The 23,582-nt window shown below is 66.7% G+C and carries 25 protein-coding genes and 1 pseudogene; 18 read left to right on the top strand and 8 right to left on the bottom strand.

The window, feature by feature from the left end:
• Positions 1–60 precede the first annotated feature (60 nt).
• The 3 genes from N5D45_RS00770 to N5D45_RS00760 are packed head-to-tail and all read left to right on the top strand — an operon-like array spanning position 61 to position 3,045.
• Positions 61–813: a glucose 1-dehydrogenase gene (locus N5D45_RS00770; RefSeq protein ID WP_228354539.1), complete on the top strand. Its 753-nt coding sequence runs from the start codon at positions 61–63 to the stop codon at positions 811–813.
• Between the two features lie 14 nt (positions 814–827).
• A complete protein-coding gene (locus tag N5D45_RS00765; protein WP_228354540.1) occupies positions 828–2,015 on the top strand; it encodes a GDSL-type esterase/lipase family protein in 1,188 nt (395 codons plus the stop codon).
• 10 nt (positions 2,016–2,025) lie between these two features.
• On the top strand, positions 2,026–3,045 hold the full coding sequence (locus N5D45_RS00760) for a sugar kinase (RefSeq protein ID WP_228354541.1): 1,020 nt from the start codon (positions 2,026–2,028) through the stop codon (positions 3,043–3,045).
• Between the two features lie 10 nt (positions 3,046–3,055).
• On the opposite strand, the gene N5D45_RS00755 is transcribed toward N5D45_RS00760, so the two are convergent.
• The 3 genes from N5D45_RS00755 to N5D45_RS00745 all read right to left on the bottom strand — a co-directional run bounded on the left by N5D45_RS00755 (position 3,056) and on the right by N5D45_RS00745 (position 7,186).
• Entirely contained in the window at positions 3,056–3,913 is an 858-nt protein-coding gene (locus N5D45_RS00755) for a retropepsin-like aspartic protease (RefSeq protein ID WP_228354542.1), read from the bottom strand.
• A gap of 159 nt (positions 3,914–4,072) precedes the next feature.
• Positions 4,073–5,524, bottom strand: a complete 1,452-nt coding sequence (locus N5D45_RS00750) for a S41 family peptidase (protein WP_279938363.1) — start codon at positions 5,522–5,524, stop codon at positions 4,073–4,075.
• Positions 5,525–5,611: 87 nt separating this feature from the next.
• Entirely contained in the window at positions 5,612–7,186 is a 1,575-nt protein-coding gene (locus N5D45_RS00745; protein ID WP_279938362.1) for an alpha/beta fold hydrolase, read from the bottom strand.
• 208 nt (positions 7,187–7,394) lie between these two features.
• Here N5D45_RS00745 and N5D45_RS00740 point away from each other — a divergent pair, with 208 nt between their 5' ends.
• From N5D45_RS00740 to N5D45_RS00730, 3 genes are all read left to right on the top strand, one after another.
• Positions 7,395–8,645 (top strand): hypothetical protein, encoded by a 1,251-nt coding sequence (locus N5D45_RS00740; protein ID WP_231298656.1) that lies wholly within the window; start codon positions 7,395–7,397, stop codon positions 8,643–8,645.
• Between the two features lie 289 nt (positions 8,646–8,934).
• Entirely contained in the window at positions 8,935–9,675 is a 741-nt protein-coding gene (locus tag N5D45_RS00735; RefSeq protein ID WP_057504028.1) for a DNA/RNA non-specific endonuclease, read from the top strand.
• Positions 9,676–9,779: 104 nt separating this feature from the next.
• A complete protein-coding gene (locus N5D45_RS00730) occupies positions 9,780–10,475 on the top strand; it encodes an HAD family phosphatase (RefSeq protein ID WP_010485561.1) in 696 nt (231 codons plus the stop codon).
• A gap of 7 nt (positions 10,476–10,482) precedes the next feature.
• On the opposite strand, the gene N5D45_RS00725 is transcribed toward N5D45_RS00730, so the two are convergent.
• The 4 genes from N5D45_RS00725 to N5D45_RS00710 are packed head-to-tail and all read right to left on the bottom strand — an operon-like array spanning position 10,483 to position 12,530.
• Positions 10,483–10,713 carry a hypothetical protein gene (locus tag N5D45_RS00725; RefSeq protein ID WP_228354546.1) on the bottom strand — a complete coding sequence of 77 codons (231 nt, stop codon included), beginning with the start codon at positions 10,711–10,713 and terminating at the stop codon, positions 10,483–10,485.
• Complete coding sequence (locus N5D45_RS00720) at positions 10,710–11,135, bottom strand: VOC family protein (RefSeq protein WP_049409630.1); 426 nt, start codon at positions 11,133–11,135, stop codon at positions 10,710–10,712. The genes N5D45_RS00725 and N5D45_RS00720 overlap by 4 nt, the downstream gene beginning before the upstream one ends.
• Positions 11,136–11,145: 10 nt before the next feature.
• Positions 11,146–11,607 (bottom strand): helix-turn-helix transcriptional regulator, encoded by a 462-nt coding sequence (locus tag N5D45_RS00715; protein ID WP_049409629.1) that lies wholly within the window; start codon positions 11,605–11,607, stop codon positions 11,146–11,148.
• Positions 11,604–12,530, bottom strand: a complete 927-nt coding sequence (locus N5D45_RS00710; protein WP_228354547.1) for a LysR substrate-binding domain-containing protein — start codon at positions 12,528–12,530, stop codon at positions 11,604–11,606. Before N5D45_RS00710 ends, N5D45_RS00715 begins: the two co-directional genes overlap by 4 nt.
• A 92-nt stretch (positions 12,531–12,622) precedes the next feature.
• Between N5D45_RS00710 and N5D45_RS00705 the strand changes: the two genes are divergently transcribed.
• The 4 genes from N5D45_RS00705 to N5D45_RS00690 all read left to right on the top strand — a co-directional run bounded on the left by N5D45_RS00705 (position 12,623) and on the right by N5D45_RS00690 (position 15,447).
• Positions 12,623–13,663: a hypothetical protein gene (locus N5D45_RS00705; protein WP_010485551.1), complete on the top strand. Its 1,041-nt coding sequence runs from the start codon at positions 12,623–12,625 to the stop codon at positions 13,661–13,663.
• Positions 13,660–14,541, top strand: a complete 882-nt coding sequence (locus N5D45_RS00700) for a hypothetical protein (RefSeq protein ID WP_228354549.1) — start codon at positions 13,660–13,662, stop codon at positions 14,539–14,541. The genes N5D45_RS00705 and N5D45_RS00700 overlap by 4 nt, the downstream gene beginning before the upstream one ends.
• 68 nt (positions 14,542–14,609) lie before the next feature.
• Positions 14,610–15,146: a DUF6151 family protein gene (locus N5D45_RS00695; RefSeq protein ID WP_228354550.1), complete on the top strand. Its 537-nt coding sequence runs from the start codon at positions 14,610–14,612 to the stop codon at positions 15,144–15,146.
• Positions 15,139–15,447 (top strand): hypothetical protein, encoded by a 309-nt coding sequence (locus N5D45_RS00690; protein WP_019337410.1) that lies wholly within the window; start codon positions 15,139–15,141, stop codon positions 15,445–15,447. The genes N5D45_RS00695 and N5D45_RS00690 overlap by 8 nt, the downstream gene beginning before the upstream one ends.
• Here N5D45_RS00690 and N5D45_RS00685 read toward each other — a convergent pair whose 3' ends face one another.
• On the bottom strand, positions 15,448–16,803 hold the full coding sequence (locus N5D45_RS00685; RefSeq protein ID WP_279938361.1) for a sigma-54 dependent transcriptional regulator: 1,356 nt from the start codon (positions 16,801–16,803) through the stop codon (positions 15,448–15,450).
• 396 nt (positions 16,804–17,199) lie between these two features.
• On the opposite strand from N5D45_RS00685, the gene N5D45_RS00680 reads away from it, so the two are divergent.
• The 8 genes and pseudogenes from N5D45_RS00680 to N5D45_RS00645 all read left to right on the top strand — a co-directional run bounded on the left by N5D45_RS00680 (position 17,200) and on the right by N5D45_RS00645 (position 23,546).
• Positions 17,200–17,730, top strand: a complete 531-nt coding sequence (locus tag N5D45_RS00680) for a hypothetical protein (protein ID WP_228354551.1) — start codon at positions 17,200–17,202, stop codon at positions 17,728–17,730.
• Positions 17,727–18,344, top strand: a complete 618-nt coding sequence (locus N5D45_RS00675; protein WP_134957719.1) for a hypothetical protein — start codon at positions 17,727–17,729, stop codon at positions 18,342–18,344. The genes N5D45_RS00680 and N5D45_RS00675 overlap by 4 nt, the downstream gene beginning before the upstream one ends.
• 43 nt (positions 18,345–18,387) lie before the next feature.
• Complete coding sequence (locus N5D45_RS00670; protein ID WP_057504019.1) at positions 18,388–19,704, top strand: hypothetical protein; 1,317 nt, start codon at positions 18,388–18,390, stop codon at positions 19,702–19,704.
• 100 nt (positions 19,705–19,804) lie between these two features.
• Positions 19,805–20,509 (top strand): C39 family peptidase, encoded by a 705-nt coding sequence (locus N5D45_RS00665; protein ID WP_019659781.1) that lies wholly within the window; start codon positions 19,805–19,807, stop codon positions 20,507–20,509.
• A 12-nt stretch (positions 20,510–20,521) separates the two neighbouring features.
• A complete protein-coding gene (locus tag N5D45_RS00660; protein ID WP_197656457.1) occupies positions 20,522–21,271 on the top strand; it encodes a hypothetical protein in 750 nt (249 codons plus the stop codon).
• Between the two features lie 46 nt (positions 21,272–21,317).
• Positions 21,318–22,610, top strand: a complete 1,293-nt coding sequence (locus N5D45_RS00655) for a transporter (protein ID WP_197656456.1) — start codon at positions 21,318–21,320, stop codon at positions 22,608–22,610.
• 45 nt (positions 22,611–22,655) lie between these two features.
• A pseudogene (locus tag N5D45_RS00650) lies at positions 22,656–23,129 on the top strand (NAD(P)-binding domain-containing protein); the annotation flags it as partial.
• Positions 23,118–23,546: an NAD-binding protein gene (locus N5D45_RS00645; RefSeq protein WP_306341177.1), complete on the top strand. Its 429-nt coding sequence runs from the start codon at positions 23,118–23,120 to the stop codon at positions 23,544–23,546. The pseudogene N5D45_RS00650 and the gene N5D45_RS00645, both read left to right, overlap by 12 nt.
• The last annotated feature ends 36 nt before the right edge of the window (positions 23,547–23,582 follow it).

Below are 23,582 nucleotides of genomic sequence, written 5' to 3'. Positions count from 1 at the left end.
GCCTGGGTCTCCTTCTTTTCCAAGTACATCCATTCCCCCGCAAACCAAGGAGTTTTCCGCATGTCGTTCCAGGACAAGGTGGCCATTGTCACCGGCGGCGGCCGCGATATCGGCCGCGCCGTTTCGATCAAACTGGCTGCCGCCGGTGCACGCGTCTGCATCAACTACGCCAATGATGAAGCCAGTGCCCAGGAAACGCTGGCGCAGATCCAGGCGGCCGGTGGCCAGGCCATCGTGCATCGCGCCGACGTCACCGATGCCGCTGCCGTCGCCGGCCTGGTCGCTGCGGCACAGGCCGCGTTCGGTGAGCGCATCGACCTGCTGGTGAACGTGGCCGGTGGCATGGTGCAGCGTCGCCCGCTGGCCGAGATCGACCCGGCGTTCTTCCACACGGTGATGGACCTCAACATCACCTCCACCTATCTCACCACGCACGCGGCGGTGCCGCACATGCGCGAAGGCGCAGCCATCGTCAATTTCGCCTCGCAGGCCGGTCGTGATGGCGGCGGCCCGGGCGCATCGATCTACGCCACCGCCAAGGCGGCGGTGATGACCTTCACCCGCGCCATGGCCAAGGAGCTGGGGCCGAAGGGTATCCGGGTGAACGCACTGTGCTGCGGCATGATCGCCACCCGCTTCCACGACGAGTTCACCAAGCCGGAAGTGCGCACGGCCGTTGCCGGCGCCACCCCGCTGCGCCGCCAGGGTGCGCCGGACGAAGCCGCTGACGCTGCTGTATTCCTGGCCTCGGATGCGGCGGCGTTCATCACCGGTGCGAATCTGGACGTCAACGGCGGCACCTACTTTTCCTGACTGGAATCCTGCTCATGCAGCGCTGGACGCTCCTGCTTTCATTGACGATCTGTTCCGCCGCGGCCGCGCCTGCCGCTTTGGCTGCACCGGTCTGGGTCACCGCTTGGACCGCCTCGCCGGCACCTGACCGCAAGGATGGCACCGCCGATGCACCCGTACAGTTCGCCGCACAGACCGTGCGCCAGGACATGCGTATCGGCAGCCGTGGCGATGCGCTGCGGCTGCGCATCAGCAACGAGCTCGGCACGGTGCCCTTGCGGGTCGAGGACCTTCGCGTGGGAGTCAAGAACGGCAAGGCCGCACCGCTGCCGGTAACGGTGGATGGCCGCGCGGTCATCGAGGTGCCGGTGGGTGCCGTGCTGCTGAGCGATCCGGTGCGGATGCCGGTGGCGGCGCTGCAGGAAATCAGCGTGAGTGCCTATTTCCCGCAGCCCACCCGTCCCGCCGTGCGCCGCACCGAGCTGCGGGTAGCGGACGGCAGGCAGGCAAACGTTGCCGACAGCGTGCGGCTGAGCTACCAGCAGAACGTGTTCTCGGCGGTGATGGTGCAGCGCGCAGATCGTCCCCAGGTGATCGTGGCGCTGGGCGATTCCATCACGGAAGGTGCCACAGCCCGTCGCGGGACCTTCAACCAGTGGCCGGAGCGGTTGGCGCAGCGCCTGCAGCAGGCCTGCCCGAACCGGTTCGTGGTGCTCAACCAGGGCATCAGCGGCAACAAGCTGCTTGACCATGGCCGCAGCCACAGCGCCCTGTCACGATTGGATCGCGATGTGATCGCGGCGGCCGATGCCGATCAGGTGATCCTGTTCGAAGGCATCAATGACATCCGCCACGGTGGTGGCGCGCAGCCGCTGCCTGGCCGCAACGCGGCGGACATGCTGATGGGCTATCAGCAGGTTGCGGCGCGGCTGCATGCGCATGGCATCCGCGCCTGGCTGGGTACGTTGACCCCATTCGGCGGTTCCGAGCGCTATGAGCCCGTGTCCGCAGCCACCCGCACCACGATCAACCAGTGGGCACGCGGTGGGCAGACCGGGTTCGATGGCATCATCGATTTCGATGCCGCCCTGCGTGATCCGAAAGCGGCGGAATCGTTGCCCAACGACATCACCCGCGACCATCTGCATCCCAACGACGAAGGCTACCGGCGCATGGCCGATGCCATCGATCTGCGCATGCTGGGCTGCACCGCCACCGACTGAGAGAGAACCGATGAGCCGCGTCGTTTGTTTCGGTGAATTACTGCTGCGGCTGGGAGCGCCTGGCCGCGAGCTGTTGTTGCAGACGCCGCATCTGCAGGTTCATGTGGGAGGCGCCGAGGCCAATGTGGCGGTCTCGCTGGCCTGCCTGGGCCATGACGTGCAGATGGTCAGCACCGTACCCGGCAATGCGCTGGGGCAGCATGCGGTGGCCGAACTGCGGCGGCATGGTGTAGGTGTGGACGATGTTCGTGAAGTGGATCGCGACCGCATGGGGCTGTACTTCCTGGCCACCGGTGCGGTGCAGCGCGCCAGTGAAGTGGTGTATGACCGGGCGGGCTCTGCATTCGCAAACAGCAGTGCCAAGGATCATGCGTGGCCCACTCTGCTGTCCGGCGCGCACCTGCTGCATGTCTCGGGCGTGAGTCCGGCGCTGGGCGCCAACGTGGCCGAGTCGGTGAGGGGGGCCGTGCGTGCGGCTCGCGCGGCCGGCGTCCAGGTGTCCTTCGACGGCAATTACCGTCCCTCACTGTGGCGACGCTGGGGTGGCGACGCAGCGGTGATCCTGCGTGAGATCTTCGCCGAGGCCGACATTGCGTTTGCCGATCATCGGGACATCGAACTGGTGCTGGGGCTGCACTTTCCGCAGGACGATGCGGTCGCTCGGACCGAAGCCGCTGCGGCGGCCGCTTTTGCCGCCTTCCCGCACCTGCAGTGGCTGGCCTCCACCCAGCGCGACGTGGTGAGTGCAGATCATCACATCCTGGGTGCGCTGCTGTTGGGGCGCGACGGCACGCGGGCGCAGGCACCACCGCGCGCGCTGCCCGGTATCGTTGATCGCATCGGTGGTGGCGATGCCTTTGCCGCCGGCATCCTGCACGGATTGCTGTCCAGGCTCGACGCAGAAAGCACCGTGCGCTTCGGACTGGCTGCGGGCGCGTTGAAGCACGCCATTCCCGGCGACTTCAGCCCGGTAGCGGAGGCGCAGGTGCTGGCTCTGCTGGGCAATGCAGGCGCGGATGTCCGGCGCTGAGCGCGCGTGATCACTCCGCCGGCGCGGTGGCGAAGCGACGATTGGGGCGCAGATAGATGCTGCCGGAACGGGCATCCAGCAGGACACTGAACTGCTGCAATACTTCGCTGCCAAGCGTGCCGTCGCCCGTGGAGCCTTCGTCATCGACAGTGATCGAGGCTTTCTGCCCTTTCAGTTGCAGGGTCGAAATGCTGGCCTCGGGCACACGCACATCCACCGCGCGTATCTTCCGGCCCGCGCTGCCGCTGAACTGAGACGTTCCAAGTCGTTCCGGGAACGCCTCCTGCAGGCGGTGTGCGGTGCCGAAGGCGTAGGACAGGTCGACGTTGCCGTTGCTGCCGGTGTCCAGGGCAAGCCAGGGCGTAAAGGTGCGGCTGCCGTTGCCGAGCGAGACCTGGATGGCCGGGACGTTGTCAATCCAGCGCACGTTGGCCCGGACATACCCGGCAAGATCGGGAACATCGTCGTGCACGCGCAGCAGACTGCGGCCGTAGTCGATTTCCAGGACCTTGCCCTGGAAGAAGGTCCAGCCCAGTACCGCATCGAAGGGGCGCCCCTTGTAGTCGATCACCACCGCTCCCATCGGTCGCTGCAGGCTGCCGATCCGGACCGCGTTGTGCGTGCTGTAGTCGAGAAGCGTGACGCCATCGGAACCGGTGTTCTCACTCTGATCATCAATGACCAGCTTCGCGTCCTGCTGGACATGCCTGGCAACCGCCGTGGCCGACGCACCGGTGTCGACGAGAAAGCGCAGTGGTCGTGAACCATTGATCGTACCCTCGACATAGATCCGGTGATCCTTGCCCTGCTCGAAGGGAATTTCGGTGACCGCAGCACCGGCTGCGAGAGGCACCAGCATGATCGACATCGCGCATTGAAGCGCAGTACGAGGCAGTCCGCACATCCGAGAGCTCCTTCCGTCAGTAGAGCCGCAGCGGGTGCCGTGCTCATTGCGGGTTGGATGCCGCCGCCGGTGAAAAGGTTTAATGCATCCGTGCTGCGTCACCGGCACGCCACCAGGACCGGATCATCGTCCGGAGATCCACGCTTCAAGTGCTGCGGTGTCCCGCATGTCGCCGTCATAGCGACGATCAGGAACATGCGGTTCATTCGAACCGCGCACACGGCCCCGAAAAACCTTCATCGGTACGGAGATCCTGGCCAGGCCGCTCGGGAGCCGCTCCGGCCGGACATCCATGTAGAGGCTGTCGGCCGACGTCTCGACGCCCACCTGCAGCGCGCCCAGCCGCTTCCACAGATTCAATGCATCGAGGCAGGCCGAGCCGCAGGTCGCGTCAGCCACGACCACCACCCTGCCCTTGCGTCCGGACCCGGCCCGCTCTGGTTGCGATAGAACGGCGGCCGGATCATTGGCGGGTTCCCGCCACAATGGCTGGCCTTGCTCCCTTGCCTGCGCCATCCCTGCGGTTACGGACTCCAGCATATGAAGCAGCGCCGGTGATGCGTCAGGTGCCTGCTCCAGTTTCTGCAGAAAACCACGGAGCTGGGCGATGTTGGGTTCGGACGCCCGCCACTCCACCCAGCTGTCGTCACGCACTGCATCGACGGCCTCGCGCCCCCAGATCAACCGCGCCAGCGCGATGCTCCAGTGCGACGCACCGCCGCTGTTGCCGCGCACATCGAGCACGATCAGGGGCGCCTGCTGCAACGCGTCGGTCGCCGGGGTGAGTTGCTGCAGCATCCGGGTGAGCTCCTGGAAATTGGCCGCAGCGGGATCGGCGTTGAAGCTGCTGGTGGTGATCCAGTAGCCACCGCCTGGCATCGTGTGCCAGCCATTGGCTGGGCGGAAGCTGCGACGGGTATCGGCCAGGCGTTCCTTCCGGCTTCCCGGATCGAGTGCAACCCAGCGCAGCGTATGGTGCTGTTCTCGACCATTCACACGAAAAACGCAGCTGCTCAGCATGGGCACGAACGGATTGCCCTGCTCCAGCAGCACTTCGCCACCACCATGGATGCGGCTGGCCTGCAGGTTCCAACGCCCGCTGAAGTCCCCCACCCGGCGTGCAGCCAGTGTCTGCGCATCGATGCCATCACAGGACAGCAATCGAGCCCCCAGCGGCGGATGGCCCGGACCACCGTCCACGGTCATGACGACCTGCGCATCGCCGTCGAAGCCAGTCAGGAACCCGGGCCATTGCGTTGGAAGATCGGGAGCGTCGGCAAGCGCGTTGAGGCTGACGTGGCCGTCATTGAAGGAGGCCGCGTAACCCTTCATGGCCCACCAGTAGCCCGCGAAGCTGTCGACCCTGCCCGCGCGCGAGCGGGCAAGCGCCGAGGCTACCTCCAACTGGGGAACGAAGCCGGGATTGCGCCGGTCGACCGTGCCCGGATGACTGTCGCGCATGGCTGCATCCGCTGCATCCAGATCTGCCAGCAACGTGCGCGACCAGTCGGTTGGAACGCCTTGCGGAATGGGTGTGGCAAGCACCGCGCCCATCAGAAGCCCTGCGATGATCATGCCCACATCCCTCCCTTGGATCGATCTCCAGTCTCGCAGTTTTCCAGCCCGGCAACCCGCGCCCGCCGCAACGGGCGCGGACGCACATCAATGCAGCGGCACCTTCAACACCGAAGGCGCATTGGCCGGCGAGCTGAAGGTCACCGTGCCTCCCAACTGGCTGATGCCCGCATACCGCAGATCCACCGTATCAACCACCAGGGTCAGGCGGCTGCCGGCCGGAATGTTCCAGCTGCTCGCTTCCAGGCGCAGGTCCAGCGTCTTCGGCTGGCCCGGCGTGGCACCACGCAGCGTGTAGGGCTTGTGGCTGATCAGCTGGCCGTTGCCCAGCACATCCTCGGCATACAGGTAGGCATACAGCGTGGTGTTGGCGCGGCTGGGCGTGACGGTCAGGCGCACCTCCGGCGCGCCGTCCAGGCGTCGTGCGCTCCACTGGACCGGCCCCTGCCAGACGCCGGCGGCGTTGCGGCCCACGAACGGAACATAGGCGCCTGGCGGCAGATTGATCATCTGCAGCGCGCCGGAGGCCATCGCCACGCCCGAGTTGGCAGCGGTCAGCAGGCCACTGCCGATACGGTAGTTCCAGCCGGTGCTGCCACCGTTCTCCGCCAGCCCACCCGTCGGCAGCAGCAGGCCTTTGGGTGCGGTCAGCGCATAGCTGACGGCGCCCGCATTGGTCGCCTGCCAGTTCGGGTAGGTGCTCCAGCTGCCCTTCTGCGACTTCAGCTGCACCGCAGGCTGCCGGTCGATGCCATTGGCCTCACCCTTGAGATAATGGTCGAACCAGTCGCCCACCGAATCGTAGACCTCGTTGGGAATACCCAATGCGCCAAAGGCTTCGTTGAGCGCATGGTCGCCATGGCGAAACTGCAGCTGCTTGGGGCCCTTCAGACGGTTGAAGAAGTCCACCAGCTGGCCCGGCGGGAACAGGCTGTCGTTGAAGGCGTTGGCCAGGAACACCGCTGGCTGGTTGGCGTTGATCTCATCGATGCTGGACCCGGGGCTGCGCTGCGCCGCCACCGGCAACAGCGAGTCCACCGCGCCCTGGTAGTTGCCGACCAGCACGTTGCGATTGATGGTCGTCAGTTCCGGTCCCGGGCGACCGGTGGCCAGGCCCGCGGCCACCAGCAGCGCGATGCCCTGCGCGCTGGGGGTGTCGTTGCTGTACAGCGAGGCCTGCAGATCGGCCCAGCCGCTCAGTGCAGCCACTGCCTTGATGCGCGGATCGCGCGCCGCCGCCAGCAGGCTGGTGCCGGCGCCGTAGGAGATGCCCGAAACGCCGATTCGTGACGGGTCGGCGCGGGTGTTGTCCAGCGCCCAGTCAATCAGCGCACTGACGTCCTCGACCGTGGCCGGCCCGGCGATGTCGATGCTGCCGCCGGATTCCCAGAAGCCACGCGAGCTGTAGCTGATGACCACATAGCCACGCCGCGCCAGCGACTGCGCCACGCCCACGTATTCCACGCTGGGCACCGCCCAGCTGCTGGGCATCACCAGCAAGGGAAACCGCCCGCTGCCCGCGTCCTGCGGTTCGATGACGAAGGCCCCGAGAGGCGTTCCATCCCAGCTGGGAATGGTGCGATGGGTGGTCTTGACCGTGGTCGCCCAGGCGGTGGGCGCCAGCCCGGTCAGCAGGATCAACAGCAGCAATACCTTGCGCATCGTGGTCTCTCCCCGTCGGTGGTGGTGCAACGGATCGGACCGTACCAGTGCGAATGGTGACAGGCACCTTGCGGCGCAGCATGACGTTTGCTGCATTGTCGCAGCCTTTGGATCGATGCTATGACGGGGTACTTCCCAAGGATGGACAGATACCATGAGGCCCCGGCCACTCTCACTTGTCGCCCTGATGCTGGGTGCAGTCGGCCCCGTGTCTGCGGACGGACCCGCGCTGTCCGACGTCGCCGCCGGCGCAGTTTTTGAAGAGGCGGAAGCGCTGTGCCAGGCCGACAACGGTCGGCTCTGGGGAGCGTCGCTGTGTGGGCCGATGATGCTGGTAGACCGGACCAGTCGACGGGTCACGGCATCCCATGCAGATGCACAGGGCCGCCTGCAGGTACGTGGAAAGGTCTTCGTCGGCCAGCTTCCGCCGGACGCGATCATCGCCAACACCGCCGTCGAATGGTCTGGCACCCGCTGGACGCAGCTGCTCTGGCCGCTGCCACAGGACGAAAGCCGGCGACGCACGCTGCTGGCCCACGAGATGTTCCATCGCCTGCAACCCGCATTGTCGATCGAAACGCCGGCAGAAGGCGGCAATGAGCACCTCGACACGCTCGAAGGGCGCTATTGGCTGCAGCTGGAATGGCGTGCACTTGCCGCCGCACTGTCCGCAACCGACCCCGGCGCACAGCGCAACGCGTTGAACGATGCGCTCGCGTTCCGTGCTGAGCGTTACCGTCACTTCCCAGCCGCCTCTCGGGACGAGGCCGCGCTGGAGTTGAATGAAGGCCTGGCCGAGTACACCGGCGTTCTCGTCGGCAATCCAACTCGCGCTGCGCGCATCGAAGCTGCACTTCATGACCTTCACGCCCAAGTGGGTGATCGCAGCTTCGTCCGTTCGTTCGCCTACGCGACCGGCCCGGCCTATGGCCTGCTGCTGGACCAGGTTGCGCCCGGATGGCATCGCAATCTTGTCCACCCCGCCCGGGATCTCGGTTCACTTCTGGCAGAGCGCACGCACACCACTCCACTCACCGGCGAAGCTGCACTGCTCACCACGGCAGCGCGTTATGACGGGCCTGCGCTGCGCGAAACGGAAGTGCAGCGGGAACAGCAGCGCCTTGCGCAGCTTGAACGCAACCAGGCCCGCTTTGTAACCGGCCCGGTACTGCGGCTGGATCTTCGCAGCATGCGCATCCAGTTCGACCCAGGCAACATGCAGCCGTTGCCTGGCAGCGGCACGGTGTATCCCACGATGCGGCTGAGCGACGTATGGGGAACGTTGACGGTCACCGACGGAGCGTTGATGCAGAACGACTGGAAGGCCGTGTTCGTGCAGGCGCCTGCATCGGGCGAACTGCCCCTGCAGGATCATGGATGGACGCTGAGCCTGGCGCCCGGATGGTCGCTGGCACCTGGAGCGCGCCGCGGCGACTACGTGTTGCGGGCACAGCCCTGAGCCTGGTGGCGAAGCAGACCGCCCCCCCTAGCACGCGCGCATGTCACCCACGCGCCGTGTGATCTGACACCTCTCCAGTGCTTGCGGGCGGTCACAGCTTCGTCTTTTCGTCGTTGACCGAAAGACGACAGCTTGTGACGCTTACGACACCGCAGGGCCTCCACAGCCCAACAACGCGGTCACGTCCCACCGCAATCCGCTGCACCCGACTCCGCACCGTCTCCCCATGACCTCGCCCTGCTAGGTCGTGGCGGACGGCTGCGCCCTGAACTTCTGCTGGAGAACCGCAATGCGCCTTGCAAGCTTCTTCTTCGCGTTCGTCCTCAGTGCCTTCGCCAGCGCTGCCCAAGCCCAGGTCGTCACCCTCAACAAGGGCGGCTTCGTGCTCACCTACGATTGCAGCATCCACAGCGCCACCCGCTACGAATACACCCTGACCGCCGACACCGGCTCGGCTGCCCGGCCGTCCAGCTTCTACAAGGACCCCGACCTGCCGGCAGGCTGCCTCGGCCAGACCAGCACCGCCTCCTACGCCAGCATCAAGTCCGGCTATGACCGTGGTCATCTGGTGACCTCCAATCACATGGACTACAACGCGACCTACATCCGCCGCGCCAACTACATGACCAACATCGTTCCGCAGGTCTCCAGCTTCAACCAGGGCATCTGGGTGAAGGCCGAGAACGTGGCCGAGTGCTATCGCGACATCGCGCCGGTTGATGTCTATGGCGGCGTGGTCTACGGCGACGCCTCCAACGACTATTTCCTTTCCAGCCACGGCATTCCGACACCGGAGTTCTTCTGGAAGACGATCATCACCCGCGATCCGAACACCGGCACGGCCAAGGCGATCAGCTGGATCATCCCCAATGAAGCGAACCTGGGCAGCCTGGACAGCTACCTGGTAACCATCGCCGATCTGGAGGAACTGCTGGGTGCCAGCTACGTGGCCATCAACGCACCTGCCTCGCTGAAGAACATGCTGCCGGCCAGCACCTGGCCGCAGCCGGCGGGGTGTGATCTGGGTTGACCGGCCTGCCGGGAATGGGTGGCACCCTGCGCGGGTGCCACCCAAGGATGGCTGTGGGAAAATGACGGGCAATTGCACCACCACATTGCCCCCTGGAGCTGTAGATGTCCCGTTTTCCCTTCGATGCCGTGCTGTTCGACTGCGACGGCGTATTGGTTGATTCCGAGCCGCTGGTGGCCCGCGTCCTCTCCGAGATGCTGACCGAACGTGGCTGGCCATTGACTCCGGCACAGGCGGGTAAAGTCTTCCTTGGCCAATCCGTTGCCCACTTGGCCGGACTGATCGAAGAACGCACCGGCAAGCCGTTCACCGAGGCGTGGCTTGAAGAGTTCCGCCAGCAGCGCAACCGGGCACTGGAACGTGACCTGGAAGCGATCCAGGGGGCACCCGAGGCCGTGCGTGCGATCGCTGCGGCCACCGGTGGGCGGATCGCCTGCGCCTCCGGCGCCGATCTGCTAAAGGTGAAACTGCAGCTGGGCAAGGTCGGCATCCTCGATGCCTTCGGCGACCACGTCTACAGCGGCCAGGACATGCCGAACACCAAGCCGCACCCGGACGTCTACCTGGCGGCCGCTGCCGCGCTGGGTGTGGATCCGAAGCGCTGCGCGGTCATTGAAGACACCGTGACCGGTGCGACCGCCGGTGTGGCGGCAGGTGCCACCGTGTTCGGCTTCAGCGAGGGCGGCCCGCACCACAGCACGCCCGAGGCTCTGCGCGCGGCCGGTGCCCAGGTGATCTTCCAGCGCATGGAAGATCTTCCCGCACTGCTGGCGGCCTACACCGCCGACGCTGCCGCCTGACCCGGCGTCAACCCGCAGCGCCCTGCGCGGCGCTGCGGCACCTGCCGCTGTAGTGCAGCGCAAACAGGTACAACCCGGTGAACAGCTGCAGGAACAACGGCGGCAGCGGCGAATAGGTGATCCACGCCGCAGGCTCGCCCTGCCCCAGCCCGCGCACCACAAAGTTGGCGATCACCGCCAGGGTGAACACGATCGAGGTCCAACGATGCACGGGCCGTGCCCAGCCACCGCGGCTCATTGCCGGCGCCTCGCTTCGGAACGGGCTTCGATCATCTTCCAGCCATTGCCCGATGGATCGCGGAATCCGGCGTCGACGGCGCCAAAGCGCTCGATCGGCTCCTGGGTGAATTCCACGCCCTGTGCCAACCACTGCGTGTAACGCGCCTGGCAGTCATCCACAGCCAGCACCAGGGGCGGCATTGCGCCTTTGGCCACCAGCTGCTGCAGCGAAAGCGCGGTGGCCGCATCGTGGGTGGGCGGACCCGGCACGAACAGGCCCAGCTGGAAACCATCCTGGCCTGGGCTGCGTACCGTCAGCCAGCGGTAGCTGCCATTGCGCACGTCGGTATGCACTTCGAAACCGAGCTTGCCGACGTAGAACGCCAGCGCCTCATCCTGGTCGCGCACATACAGGCCGACCGTGTTCACAGAATTCGTCATGGGACCTCCCTCAGGTGGGGTCCACGTTAGCAACCACCTCACGGCGGCGCTTCTCCAAAACTGCGATCTTCAGGTCCGGGCGTTGCGCGGCGCGTGCGTGGCATTCCGGCACACTGGCCGACGCCGCCTGGCCAGCACGCTCACGCTCGCGCACAGTGCCCGGGCTGTCACCGGTGATGTCACGGAAGATGCGGCCAAAGGTACCCAGGCTGCGCCATCCGGTCTGCGCGGCGATTTCGGTCACCGCCAGATCTGTATCACGCAGCAGCGCCACCGCCCGTTCGATGCGGCGGCTGAGCAGATAACGGTGCGGCGGCAGCCCGAAGGCCTGCTTGAACGAGCGGGCGAAGTGCGCCGGCGACACCGCACTGACCTCAGCCAGGCGCGCGACGGGCCATTCCTCATGGCTGGCCCGATCCATCCGGTCCTTGGCGCGCAGCAGTCGCCGCAGCAGTTCGGGGCTCTGGCTCATGGCATTACCGCCCGGGCCAGGTAATGGCGGGCTGCATGCCGCGCCTCGGCGGCCTGCTGGACCAGCCAGTCACGGAATGCAATGACCTTGGCACTGCCACCTCGCGCCGTGGGTGCCACGAACCAGAAGCTGCGACCGTCGCTGGCCACCCCCGGATGCGCCTGCACCAAACGCCCGCTGTCCAGCTCGGCCTGGAACAGGATCGGCGAACCAATGGCGATGCCCTGCCCTGCGATCGCGGCGCCGACATCCAGATGCTCGACGGCAAAGGGCGCGACGAAACTCTCCGGTGCCGGCGGTGGAAGGTCCCCGTGCGCGGCAAACCACAGGGCCCACCAGTCCGGCCGCCCGAGCAGGGGAATTTCCAGCGCGCTGCTGCCCAGCCCACGGGCCGCTGGCAGCAGCGCCGGCGCACACAACGGTGTGAACACGCTGGGAAACAAAGGAGTTACCTGAAGACCTGGCCATTCGCCCTGGCCATTGCGGATGGCCGCATCGAAGTGACCGGCGGCCAGATCCTGCGGCGCTGCCGACAGGTCCAGCTCCAGCACGAACTGCCGGTGGCGGGCGCGGAACGTGCCCAGCCGCGGCGTCAGCCAACTGGTGCCCAGCGTGGGCAGTACAGACAGGCGCAGTCGCGCCGCATCCATGTCTGCGGCGCGCATGAAGCTGGCGCGCAGTGCATCGAATGCCCGGGTGGCCTCCTGCGCGACGCTGGCCCCCGTCGCCGTCAGTTCTACGTGCTGTGCATGGCGCAGGAACAGGCAGGTACCGGTCTGGGCCTCCAGCCGCCGCACGTGGTAGCTCACCGATGCCGCGCTGGTGTCGAGCTCTTCGGCGGCACGCGCGAAGCTGCCCAGCCGCGCCGCCGCCTCGAAGGCACGGATGGCGGCAAGCGACGGAAGCTGGCGTTGGGTCACCATAAGTGTGGCTTAGCCTGAGCCCCGATATCTGCGTGGTCAATCCCCCCTCGTGCCCGCAACGATGGAGGCACCTTCGGTAGGGGATCACGCACATGGATCGACGGCAGTTCCTGGCCACTTTGGCCGCCGCGGCAGCGTCCACCGCCCTGCCCTCCGGGTGGGCCCTGGCCAGCCACAGCGAAGACTGGACATGGTTGCAGGGCAACTGGCGGGTCCGGCACCAACGCCTGAAGGAGCGCCTGGTCGGCGATACCCGCTGGGAGTCTTTCACCGGCTCCAGCGCGGTATGGCTCACCCTGGGCGGACTCGGCACCATCGATGACAACGTCATGGCGCTGCCTTCGGGCCCCTACAGGGGCCTGGGCGTGCGTGCATTTGATCCAGTGTCTTCCACGTGGTCGATCTGGTGGATCGATGGCCGCAATCCTGCCCATATCGAAGCCCCCGTGCGCGGGGGCTTCGAGGGCGATGCCGGCAGCTTCCGTGGCACCGACCGGATCGACGGGCGCCCCATCGATGTGTGGTTCCGCTGGCATGACATCCACGGCGAGGAGCCGTGGTGGGAACAGGCGTTCTCCGACGATGCCGGTGCGCACTGGGAAGTGAACTGGCGCAACTGGTTCCGCCGAACTGCTGCGGCCCCCTCTCCGCTTCCGAAGCTGCCGGATGCACCGGGCGACTTTGATTTCCTGGTGGGCCATTGGAACGTGCGCCATCGTCGCCTGCGCGCTCGGCTGGCAGGCAGCGATGCGTGGGACGCGTTCAACGGCACCCTGCACAACTGGCCGGTCCTGGGAGGATTCGGCAACGTGGGTGACAACCTGATGGACGTGCCTGGAGCACCGCTGCGCGGCATGGGCATCCGTGCCTGGAATGCGGCGGAGCAGCACTGGCTGAGCTGGTGGCTGGATGGCCGCGAGCCGACCCGGATCGGCGCGCCACTGCGTGGTGGGTTCCAAGCCGGTGTCGGCCGTTTCTTCGGCGAAGACCAGCACGACGGTCGATCAATCCAGACACGGGTGATCTGGTCACGCATTACCCCGCGTTCGGCGCGCTGGGAACAGGCGGCCTCGGCCGATGGCGGGCGCAGCTGGGAAACCAACTGGGTCAGCGACTTCGAGCGACAGGCATGAAGGCGCTGCTGGCCGTGATGCTGCTGGTTGCTGCGTCGCCTCCCGCGTCTCCATCAAGGGTGCTGCGGATCGTCGGCCCCGCCGAGCGCTTTGCCCCGGGCGTTGCATCCACGCAATACGACGAGATTCGACTGACCTTGAGTCCGGACGGGAAAACCGCACTGTGGTTCAGCCGCAACCGGCCCGGCGGTCCGGGCGGGTATGACATCTGGGTCTCCCGCAACGATGGGCAGCGCTGGCGGCCGGCGACGCCGGTGCCGTTCAACACGCAGGGGCGCGACTTCGATCCCGCCTTTTCCGCCGATGGCCGCGTGGTGTATTTCTGTTCGGATCGCGCAGGCGGCCAGGGCGGCGACGATCTGTATCGGGTCAGCATGGGGAGCGACGGTCGATTCGGGGAGCCGGTCAATCTTGGCCCGGCAGTGAACAGCGCGGCCGATGAATTCGCGCCGATGCTCTCGCCGGACGCAGCCACGCTGCTGTTCTCCAGCGATCGCGCAGGCGGTGCGGGTGGCCATGACCTCTACGTCGCAGCGATGGTCCGTGGCATGGCACAGCCGGCACGGCCGCTGCCGGGAGACCTCAATACCGCAGCGCAGGAGTTCGATGCCACCTTCCTGGGCGACGGCCGAACGGTGGTGTTTGCCCGCGCCCAGAACTTCGGCAGTGCACCGGTGCGCCAGTTCATTGCCTACGCACGTGGAGGCCGTTATGACGCAGGCCATGCATTGCCCTCGCCCTTGAACGAGGCCTCCGGCGACAGCTACGGCGCGATGCTGGATGGATCGCAACCCGACACCTTGACCTATTCGGCGCGGCGCGCGGACGGTGCAGGGTTGGACCTGTACCGCATCCGCTATCGGATGATGCGCCCTTGAAGGCAGATGTTGTCGATTTTCGGCGCCCCGGTTCGTCGAGAGGATGACTACCCCAGGAGAAAACGCAGATGGCCTCACACCAGCCCCTTGCCTGCACCTGCGGCCAGGTACGCCTGACCGCCACGGGCCAACCGATTGCCACCGTCGAATGCTGCTGCGACAGCTGCAGCAAGGCCGGCGCCATGCTGCAGTCGATGCCCCGAGCACCGGCCGTGCTGGGCCCGCACGGCCAGACGCTCTTCGTAATGCACCGCAAGGATCGCGTCAGCATCGATGCCGGGCATGCCATGCTGCGTGCCTTGCGATTGTCCAGCAGGGGCGGCAGCCGCCGCGTGCTGGCGGGCTGCTGCAATACGCCGCTCTTCCTGGAGTTCAGCGGCGGCCATTGGCTGAGCCTGTATGGCCTGTTGTGGCCGGCATCGACAAGACCTGCCGTGGAGATGCGGACCATGGTCAGTGATCTTCCTGATGCGTCTGTGCTTCCTGACGATGTGCCGAACCTGAAGACCCGGTCGCTGCGCTTCTATGCGCGGTTGATGAAGGCGTGGATCGCCATGGGCTTCCGCAGCCCACGCATCGAGGTCGCGGGAGATACCCATGCCTGAGCCCGGACGGATCGAGATCGAAAGCATCACCACGCCCGGGCACATCCAGCGCGTGGATCGCGCCAAGTACCTCGCCATGCGCCATGCCTTGCTGCGGGCGCTGCCCGCGCAACCGCCCGGCCTGACTGTCGCGCAGGCGAAACAGGCACTGCTGCCACACCTGCCCGCCGCGCTGTTCCCGGCAGGTGCCACCGCCGGCTGGTGGTTGAAGGCCGTGCAGCTGGACCTGGAAGCCAAGGGCGTGATCGAGCGCGTCGCGGGCAAACCGTTGCGCCTGTTCAAGCACCTGGCGGCCGGCTGATCAGCGCTGTGCAGGCAGTTCCAACCGGTGCTTGCGGCACAGGCGATACACCGTGACCCGCGATATCTGCATCTGCCGCGCGCATTCGGAGACGTTGTAGCCGGTCTGGCGCAAGATCTGCAGCAGTACATCGCGCTCGGCCTGGCCGCGCGCGTCGTGCAGCACCGCCGCGGGCAGGACCGCTACCGATGCGCCCAGCTCCAGGTCACGCTCACTGATCAGCTCGCCCTCGGCCATGATCGCTGCACGCTGCACACGGTTCAGTAGTTCGCGTACGTTGCCGGGCCAGTCGAAGCGCCGCATCGCCTGCAGTGCGGCCGGTGCGAAGCCGCGTGCACGCACGCTGTGGCGCAACCGGAAGCAGCGCAGGAAGTGCTCGGCCAGCAGCTGCACGTCGGCACCGCGCTCGCGCAGCGGTGGCATCAGCAGGCGCAGCACGTTCAGGCGGTAGTAGAGATCGCTGCGGAACCGCCCCTGCGCCACCGCGTGTTCCAGTTCGACGTGGGTCGCGGCAAGTACCCGCACGTCCGCGCGCAGCGGCTGGCTGCTGCCCACGCGCTCGAAGGTTCCCTCCTGCAGCACGCGCAGCAGGCTGGTCTGCGCTTCTGCCGGCAGATCGCCTACCTCATCAAGAAACACCGTACCGCCATGGGCGGATTCGAACACGCCGATCTGCCGCTTGTCGGCCCCGGTGAACGAGCCACGTTCGTGGCCGAACAGCTCCGACTGCACCAGGTTGGCCGGAATCGCACCACAGTTCACCGCAATGAAAGGCCTGCCGGCGCGCCCCGACAGCGCATGCAGCGCATGTGCAGCCAGTTCCTTGCCTGTACCGGTTTCGCCGGTGACCAGCACCGGCAGTTCCACCGGCGCGAACTTGTGCAGCACCGTGCGCACCGCATGCAGCGCAGCGCTTTCGCCAATCAATGCGTGCGGTCCGTACCCACTGCAGGTTGCATCGACTGGCGGATCATCCGCATCGAACTGCTGGCGCATTGCGCAGACCAGGTCCTGCAGGCCGAACGGCAGCGTGAAGCGCGCGCCGCATCGCTGCAGCAACGGCAGCCAGGCCGGCGATGTGGGTCCGGCGCCCGGTGGCAGTACCGCCAGCCAGGGCAGATGCTGGTGCTGCTCGATCCACGGTGCCAGCAGCTGCAGCGACGCCGCATCGAGATGGCGCAGATCGAGTACGGCGAGCAATCGATCGCGCCCACGCAGGCCTATCGCCATGGCGGGATCGGGATGGATGCTGCGCACATACCAGCCTGCTGCCGCCAGCGCACTGCGCTCGTTCGCCAACGGCTCGCCAAACCAGAGCACGCAACGTGATGTAGAAGCCTCCGGGACCGCTGCCATGCTTCCCCCAGCATCCGGACACCGTCGGCGGACTGTCAGGCAATCGCCGGCGTGCCGCCCCCCGCCGGGACCTCTACGGCCACCGGGGCGGCCTTTGTTGGGCGGATCCTAGCGCTTCCCTAAACGGCGGCGCAATGAGCAATGCGTCAAGAAATTCGTGGCTGAACCGGCACCGTTGCAGACGGCGGCGCCACCTGTAACACCCATGCGACAGTTGCCCGCCGCCCTTGCCCTGCGGTGCCTGGGGCTTCGAAATCCCAACGATTCCGCGACGTGCCTGTAACACCGTGGCAGCAGCACGGTCAGGTGCTGCACGGTCCCGACATTGGCGGGTGGGCACTTCCAGGTTGGCACGGTTGATGCGTGGTTCCGCCGCACCCATCGCGGGAGATCGGCATGGACGGCACCACCCTGATTCGCTGCCTGGCCGCAGCACTGGCAACCGCCCTGCTGTTGGTTGGCGCGGGCGCATCCGCGTCCGGCGCCCGCCAGGGCGTGAGGGCACAGCCGGGCGAAATCGTCCTGTTGCGGGACGTATCCGCGCGGCCGGCCTATCGCATGGCACCTCCGGGCATGGCGCTGATTGCCGACCCGAAGCCACAGCGCGAGATCGCCACCGCATTGGGCGCCGGTGGCACGACGAACGGCATGGACGAGTTGAGCGATGAGGACTATGCCGGCATGGGTGCCGGCCAGGCAGCGTCCGTCGCGACACCGGGCGGCACTACCGTTGAACGGGTCACCCAGCAGGCCCTGGGCGGCACGCTTGGCCGCGGTGGTGATGGCATGGTCGGCAGCAACCTCGGGGGCGCCATGAGCGGTCCGCTTGGTGCGGTCGGCAGCAGCACCCGCGGTATCGCCGATACCGTGCGCGGCGCACTGGCCCAGTTCCCCCTGCAGGGCACGGCCCCGGCAGGTGGAAAATGAAGGCCCTGCACGGCTTGCTTCTGCTGCTCGCTGCCGCGCCCTGGGCGACCCGGGCCGATGACTACGGCGGCATGCTCGCCTATCTCGACGTGGCCCGCATCGACGGCCACGCACTGGCCGGGGCGACGGGTGCCATCGCCGTCAACCAAGCCGCCGGCGACCTCAACGTGCAGGCCAACCTGCGGGGTATCGCCAAGGGCGATCGCGCCGACGTGGCGATCAATGCCCGGCAACTGCAGCAGGGCAACCGCGTGCTGTCCGGGCCGCTGCAGGCCACCGCGTTCATTGGCGGTGACGCACTGGCCGGTGCCAGTGGCATCGCATCCATCAACCAGGCCAGCGGCATCGCCAACACGACGCTCAACGTCGTCAGCGCGACGCTGGCCCGACAGGGCATACGCGAAACCGACGATACGGCCTTGGCCGCCGAGGGTTCCGCGTTGGCAGGGGGGCGGGACGACACCGGTCGCGGCGTCGCGACGGGCACCCGCAGCGCCGGTGTAGCCAGCACCGCACTGCGGGGATTCGACGGGGTCCTGCAACTCAATCAGATCGCGGGCAACGGCAACGAGACGGCCAACGTACTGGGCCTGGTCGTGCAGGACCGCCCGTGACAACCACCCAACCGATGCACCACCTGATGAGAGAGAGGGCACCATGAAAGCGACCGTCAAACAGACCATGCTCGCCATGGCGATTGCCACTGCCTCGACCGCCGCTGCGGCCAATGGCTGGGACAACCAGAACGCCAACGCGAACATCAACCACAACCACACCGTCAGCGAGACCCGCAACGACACGCACAACCACACCGACAACGACGTGCGCAACCGCACCGTCAACGTCAATGTGCAGAAGCACAGCAACATCCAGGCCGACGAACGCAAGGAAAAGAACAACCACGGCGTCGACGTGAACCTGGAGAAGGACCTGCGCCTGAGCACCGACATCAATTTCTCCGGCGACCCGAACATCACCGGCGACATCGACCTCGACTCGGCGGCCATTGCCGTGATCGACAACCGGCAGTCGATCAGCAACAACGCCACCAGCAACAGCCTGGTCACCAACAGCGCGTCGATCGGTGACAGCGTCGGCGCCGGTGCCTCGGGCAATCTAGGCTTCAATGTCGTCTCCGGCGACAACAATGCGCAGGACAACGCGGCCTCACTATCTGCGGCCGATGCGTCCTTCAGCTTCGGCATGGCCGACGCCGAGGTGTTCGTCAACCAGGCCGGCTTCGGCAACGCCACCATGAACTCCGGTGTCACCAACGCCGCAGGTCTCAGCGGCAACGCCTTTGGCGGCGCGTCCGGCAACATCGGCGTGAACATCGCCTCGGGCAACAACAATGAGCAGAAGAACGCGCTCGCGGCGTCGGTAGCGACCACGGCGGTGGCCCAGTCGAGCATCAGCTCCAACCAGGTCTCCACCGGCAACACGGTCAGCAACGCCGGCTTCGTGCAGTCCTACACCGATACCGTGCAGGTCGGCATGCGTGGCGGCGTCAGCGGCCTGACACTGGCCTATGGCGCGGGCACCTACCGCGGCACCGGCAACGCCTACCAGATGGCCAACTACTACCTGGATACGTGGAGTGGCGAGCTGCCGCACCCGGGTGGCAACAGCACCGGCCATATCGATCTGGACAACCAGATCCAGAACGCCACGATGAACCCCAACCGGCCGGGGGTGGGCGGCCTGGGCTTCGATACGCGCGAGAGTGGCACCAGCCAGTTCGTCGAACTGGGCGTGGCTGACCTGTATGCCAGCCTCAGCGGCACGGTCAGCACCACGCGCTGGGTGAACGTCAATGCGACCAACACCTCGGCCTTGTCCGGCAGTGCCTTCTCGGGCGCCTCCGGCAACATCGGCGTGAACGTTGCCGCGGGCACCGGCAACCTGCAGGCCAACAGCCTGGCCCTGGCAGTCGCCCAGCCCAGCACCGGCGGCGGTGGTGGCAGCGGCGAGTAAGCGCAACACCCCGGCCGTCCGCCAATGGCCGGGTCCCCGGGAGCCCCTGTTCCTCCTCCCCCTTGGGACAGGGGCTCCCCCCTGCTGCCGGAGAACGTAGATGATCCGTTGCCCTCCATCGATGCGCCTGCTGGCCTTCCTGTTGCTGATGGGCACCGCATCGGCATGGGCGGGCGAGGTCCACTTCGCCGGCGTGCTGCCCAATGGCGCGCTGCTGCAGCAGAAGGTGGAAAGCATGCAGGAGCGGCGCTACCGCAACGTGGTGCGCCAGCACACCGATTACAGCTGCGGGGCGGCCGCATTGGCGACCATCCTGCGCCATGCCTATCACCTGCAGACCGACGAAGCGACGGTGATCGAAGGAATGATGGGGGTTTCCGATCCAGCGCTGGTGGCCGAACGCGGCTTCTCCCTGCTCGACATCAAGCGCTACGTGGAATCGCTGGGCATGCGTGGCCGGGGCTACCGCATCGATGAAACACGACTGCGCACCCTTCGCGTGCCAGGACTGGTGCTGATGGATGTGCGCGGCTTCCGCCATTTCGTGGTGCTCAAGCAGGTCCGCAACGGCATCGTGGAAGTGGCCGACCCGATCCTCGGCAACCGCAGCCTGGCGCTGCCGGAGTTCCTGGCTGCCTGGCCATCTCGCGCGGTCTTCGTGGTGATCGGCAGCGACTTCGATCGCAACACCGTTCTTCTGCAACCCAGCGAACGGCCAAGTGCCCGCGCGCTCTATGCGCGGCAAGGGCCGATCACCGATGCCGAACTGGTCGACTTCGGCTTCAGCCACGCCGACCTGTTCTGAGGAGGTACGACCATGTTCCGTCAACACGTATGGATGGCTCTGCTGCTGGTGGCTCCTGCCCTGCCCCTGCAGGCCGCCGACGGCAGGACCGGGCGTGGACTCACGGAAATCCCCGACCCGGAGCTGAGCCTGATGCGGGGGCGCTACACCGTGGGTGGCAACAACGTTGCCTGGTTCGGGGTCACCATGGTGTCGCAGTGGCAGGCCAGCAACGGCACGACCCTGCAGGGCAGCCTGACCCTGGGCATGGACTTCCGGGGTGGTGGCGCGCCGAAGCTCAGCTTCCAGCCCAGCGTGCATGTCACGGCAGCCGATGCGCCGCTGCCCGATACCCACGGACGCAGCATCGACAGCAGCGGCCTGTCCAATGCCAGCGGCCTGGTGCAGAGCGTGCAGGTGGCCGGCGATGGCAATGTCGCGCGCAACGTCACCACGCTGACCGTCCGCGAAGGTGGCGTGCCGGCTGTTCTCTCTGATAGCGCAGGCAACATCACCGCGCAGCAGGCCGGCGCCAGCGCGACGGCCGTGCTGGAAGGCAACCAGGCACGCCTGCTGCTGCAGGTGGATGGCCAGGGGCTGGTGCAGCAGTGGATCCGCAATGGCAGCGTCGGCCAGGGCATCGCCCTCGCTGGTGACGGCCAGATCGCCAGCAACCAGCTGCGGCTCGAGCTGGTGCGCAACGCCGTGGGCGGCAACCTGCCGTTGAGCCAGAACGTGGCCCAGGCGATTGCGTTGAACCGCGGCATGGGGCCGGGCCAGTAGCAGGGCCTGGCATTGGGGGAAACGCTCCACAACGCAGGACACGAACATGCACACCCTGATGAGAATCACCCCGTTGGCGCTGGCGGCGCTGGCGGGCACCACCCTTGCCGCGCCGCCGACGTCTGACGATGGCGCAGACGTGCAGGCCCTGGCCAACCAGCTGGAACAGCTGAAAGCCAACTACGCACAGGAAGTGCGGCGGCTGCGCGAACTGGACATGCAGGTGCAGGCCATGCAGGCACGCTTGGGCGGGCGGGTTGGCCCAGCCTCGACCCCACCCGCCGCGCCATTGGCGCAGGCGGCGGCCGCCGCGGTTCCACCGAGCAGCGAGGGCTACGCCAGTACCGCTGCCGAGGCCCAACAGGCCAAGCAGGAGTCGCGGCGCAGCGTGGACGACGTGAAGCAGCAGCAATCGGCCCTGTTCTCCCGTCGCTTCACCATCGAGAACAGCCTCACCTACGCCCGCTATGACCGCAAGCAGCTCACCCTCAACGGCTTCCTCGCGTTGGACGCCATCTTCCTAGGCAATATCGCCATCGAGAACGTGGAGTCCGACTCGCTGACCTATAACGTGGCGGCCCGCTGGGGCGTCAGCCCGAACCTGACCCTCAACCTGGATGTGCCCTACCTGGCGCGGCGCACCGTATACCAGAAAGGCGGCGCCGGCGGTGCAGCGGCCGCCATCGCGCAGGAGCAGACCAACGGCAACGGCCTGGGCGACATTGCCGTGAGCGCGAACTACCGGCTGTTCGGCGAACGCGGCTGGCGCCCGGAGACCGTGCTCACGGCCGGTGTCACCGCCCCCACCGGGCGCGCACCCTACGGCCTGGACTGGAAGGTGATCGAGCGCGATGACGACGACTACATCCGCTTCGCCGTGCCGCGCGAGCAACCCACCGGCAACGGCGTATGGCAGGCCAACCTCGGCCTGTCGATGGTGAAGACCGCTGACCCGGCCATCCTGTTCGCCAACATCGGGTACGTGCACTCCATCCCTCGCGGCTTCAGCGACATCGACAGCAATCCGGATACGGTCAACCCGGGCGACGTGAAGCTGGGCGGCTCGGTGTACTTCGGTGCAGGTGTTGCCTTCGCATTCAACGAGCGGACCAGCCTGAGCCTGTCCTTCAGCGACCGCATCAGCGCCCGCGCCTCCACCCGCTTCCAGGGCGGCAAGTGGATGAAGGTGATCGGCAGTGACGCCAATGCGGCATCACTGAACCTGGGCGTGACCTATGCGTTGAACCAGCACACCACGCTGGTGACACTGCTGGGCATCGGACTGACCCCGGACGCACCGGACTTCACGCTGGCGTTCAAGATTCCTTACATGCTCTAGCGGCCACTGCCCATGGCATGATGGGCGCTCTGCGGCCAGCGGACGTCCATCATGCGCATCGGATTCCTGGGACTTGGAGTGATGGGAACGCCCATGGCGGCCCATCTGGCTCGCGCAGGTTACAAGGTATGCGGCTGGTCGCGCTCCGACCGCAACCATGCGGCCGCGCGCACCGCCGGCATCAACGTCTGCGAGGCGGTGGACGAGGTATTCGCGGCCTGCGACACCCTCATCCTGATGCTGGCCAATGACGATGCCATCGACAACGTGCTCGATCGGCATGGCGCGGCGTTTGGCGAGCGGGTCGAGGGCCGCCTGCTGATCAACATGGGTACCAGCTCGGCAGCGTACTCACAGGCGCTGGCAGAACAGATCCGCGCCGCGGGCGGCCGCTACGTGGAAGCGCCGGTGTCTGGCTCACGCGTGCAGGCCGAAGCGGCGCAGCTGGTGATCCTGCTGGCCGGTGCCGATGTCGACCTCGCGGCAGCCGCCCCACTGGTTGCACCGATGGGCAGGCAAACGGTGTGCTGTGGTGCAGTGCCGTCCGCACTGCGCATGAAACTGGCGGTGAACCTGTACCTGATCACCTTGGTCACCGGCTTGGCCGAAGCGGTGTACTTCGCCGAAGCCCACGGCATCGAGCTTGACCGCTTCGCGCAGGTGCTCAACGCAGGGCCGATGGCCAGCGAAGTATCGCGAATCAAGCTGGACAAAATGATCCGTGGTGACTTCAGCGTGCAGGCGTCGATCACCGACGTGCGCAAGAACAGTGGGCTGGTAGCCGCTGCCGCCCATGAGGTGGGCATGCATGCGCCCTTGATCGACGCCAGCGACGCGCTGTTCGCACAGGCACTGGCGTCCGGATCGGGGGCGCTGGACATGGCGGCCGTGCTGCAGGCGGTACGGGCCGGGCCAACCGGCACTGGCCGGCGCTGATCCGGATTCATGTTCCGGCACTACTGCCGTCCTCCA

The sequence above is a fragment of the Stenotrophomonas sp. GD03819 genome, from assembly GCF_029841665.1.
GTDB classification, from domain to species: domain Bacteria; phylum Pseudomonadota; class Gammaproteobacteria; order Xanthomonadales; family Xanthomonadaceae; genus Stenotrophomonas; species Stenotrophomonas geniculata.
Note: the sequence above shows the minus strand (reverse complement) of the source record. Positions and strands in the feature narration are given on the sequence as shown.

Excerpts from the sequence above, each read along its gene's own strand:
- N5D45_RS00770 (WP_228354539.1), top strand. The coding sequence starts at position 61 with ATGTCGTTCCAGGACAAGGTGGCCATTGTCACCGGCGGCGGCCGCGAT.
- N5D45_RS00765 (WP_228354540.1), top strand. The coding sequence starts at position 828 with ATGCAGCGCTGGACGCTCCTGCTTTCATTGACGATCTGTTCCGCCGCG.
- N5D45_RS00760 (WP_228354541.1), top strand. The coding sequence starts at position 2,026 with ATGAGCCGCGTCGTTTGTTTCGGTGAATTACTGCTGCGGCTGGGAGCG.
- N5D45_RS00755 (WP_228354542.1), bottom strand. The coding sequence starts at position 3,913 with ATGTCGATCATGCTGGTGCCTCTCGCAGCCGGTGCTGCGGTCACCGAA.
- N5D45_RS00750 (WP_279938363.1), bottom strand. The coding sequence starts at position 5,524 with ATGATCATCGCAGGGCTTCTGATGGGCGCGGTGCTTGCCACACCCATT.
- N5D45_RS00745 (WP_279938362.1), bottom strand. The coding sequence starts at position 7,186 with ATGCGCAAGGTATTGCTGCTGTTGATCCTGCTGACCGGGCTGGCGCCC.
- N5D45_RS00735 (WP_057504028.1), top strand. The coding sequence starts at position 8,935 with ATGCGCCTTGCAAGCTTCTTCTTCGCGTTCGTCCTCAGTGCCTTCGCC.
- N5D45_RS00730 (WP_010485561.1), top strand. The coding sequence starts at position 9,780 with ATGTCCCGTTTTCCCTTCGATGCCGTGCTGTTCGACTGCGACGGCGTA.
- N5D45_RS00725 (WP_228354546.1), bottom strand. The coding sequence starts at position 10,713 with ATGAGCCGCGGTGGCTGGGCACGGCCCGTGCATCGTTGGACCTCGATC.
- N5D45_RS00720 (WP_049409630.1), bottom strand. The coding sequence starts at position 11,135 with ATGACGAATTCTGTGAACACGGTCGGCCTGTATGTGCGCGACCAGGAT.
- N5D45_RS00715 (WP_049409629.1), bottom strand. The coding sequence starts at position 11,607 with ATGAGCCAGAGCCCCGAACTGCTGCGGCGACTGCTGCGCGCCAAGGAC.
- N5D45_RS00710 (WP_228354547.1), bottom strand. The coding sequence starts at position 12,530 with ATGGTGACCCAACGCCAGCTTCCGTCGCTTGCCGCCATCCGTGCCTTC.
- N5D45_RS00705 (WP_010485551.1), top strand. The coding sequence starts at position 12,623 with ATGGATCGACGGCAGTTCCTGGCCACTTTGGCCGCCGCGGCAGCGTCC.
- N5D45_RS00700 (WP_228354549.1), top strand. The coding sequence starts at position 13,660 with ATGAAGGCGCTGCTGGCCGTGATGCTGCTGGTTGCTGCGTCGCCTCCC.
- N5D45_RS00695 (WP_228354550.1), top strand. The coding sequence starts at position 14,610 with ATGGCCTCACACCAGCCCCTTGCCTGCACCTGCGGCCAGGTACGCCTG.
- N5D45_RS00690 (WP_019337410.1), top strand. The coding sequence starts at position 15,139 with ATGCCTGAGCCCGGACGGATCGAGATCGAAAGCATCACCACGCCCGGG.
- N5D45_RS00685 (WP_279938361.1), bottom strand. The coding sequence starts at position 16,803 with ATGGCAGCGGTCCCGGAGGCTTCTACATCACGTTGCGTGCTCTGGTTT.
- N5D45_RS00680 (WP_228354551.1), top strand. The coding sequence starts at position 17,200 with ATGGACGGCACCACCCTGATTCGCTGCCTGGCCGCAGCACTGGCAACC.
- N5D45_RS00675 (WP_134957719.1), top strand. The coding sequence starts at position 17,727 with ATGAAGGCCCTGCACGGCTTGCTTCTGCTGCTCGCTGCCGCGCCCTGG.
- N5D45_RS00670 (WP_057504019.1), top strand. The coding sequence starts at position 18,388 with ATGAAAGCGACCGTCAAACAGACCATGCTCGCCATGGCGATTGCCACT.
- N5D45_RS00665 (WP_019659781.1), top strand. The coding sequence starts at position 19,805 with ATGATCCGTTGCCCTCCATCGATGCGCCTGCTGGCCTTCCTGTTGCTG.
- N5D45_RS00660 (WP_197656457.1), top strand. The coding sequence starts at position 20,522 with ATGTTCCGTCAACACGTATGGATGGCTCTGCTGCTGGTGGCTCCTGCC.
- N5D45_RS00655 (WP_197656456.1), top strand. The coding sequence starts at position 21,318 with ATGCACACCCTGATGAGAATCACCCCGTTGGCGCTGGCGGCGCTGGCG.
- N5D45_RS00645 (WP_306341177.1), top strand. The coding sequence starts at position 23,118 with ATGGGCAGGCAAACGGTGTGCTGTGGTGCAGTGCCGTCCGCACTGCGC.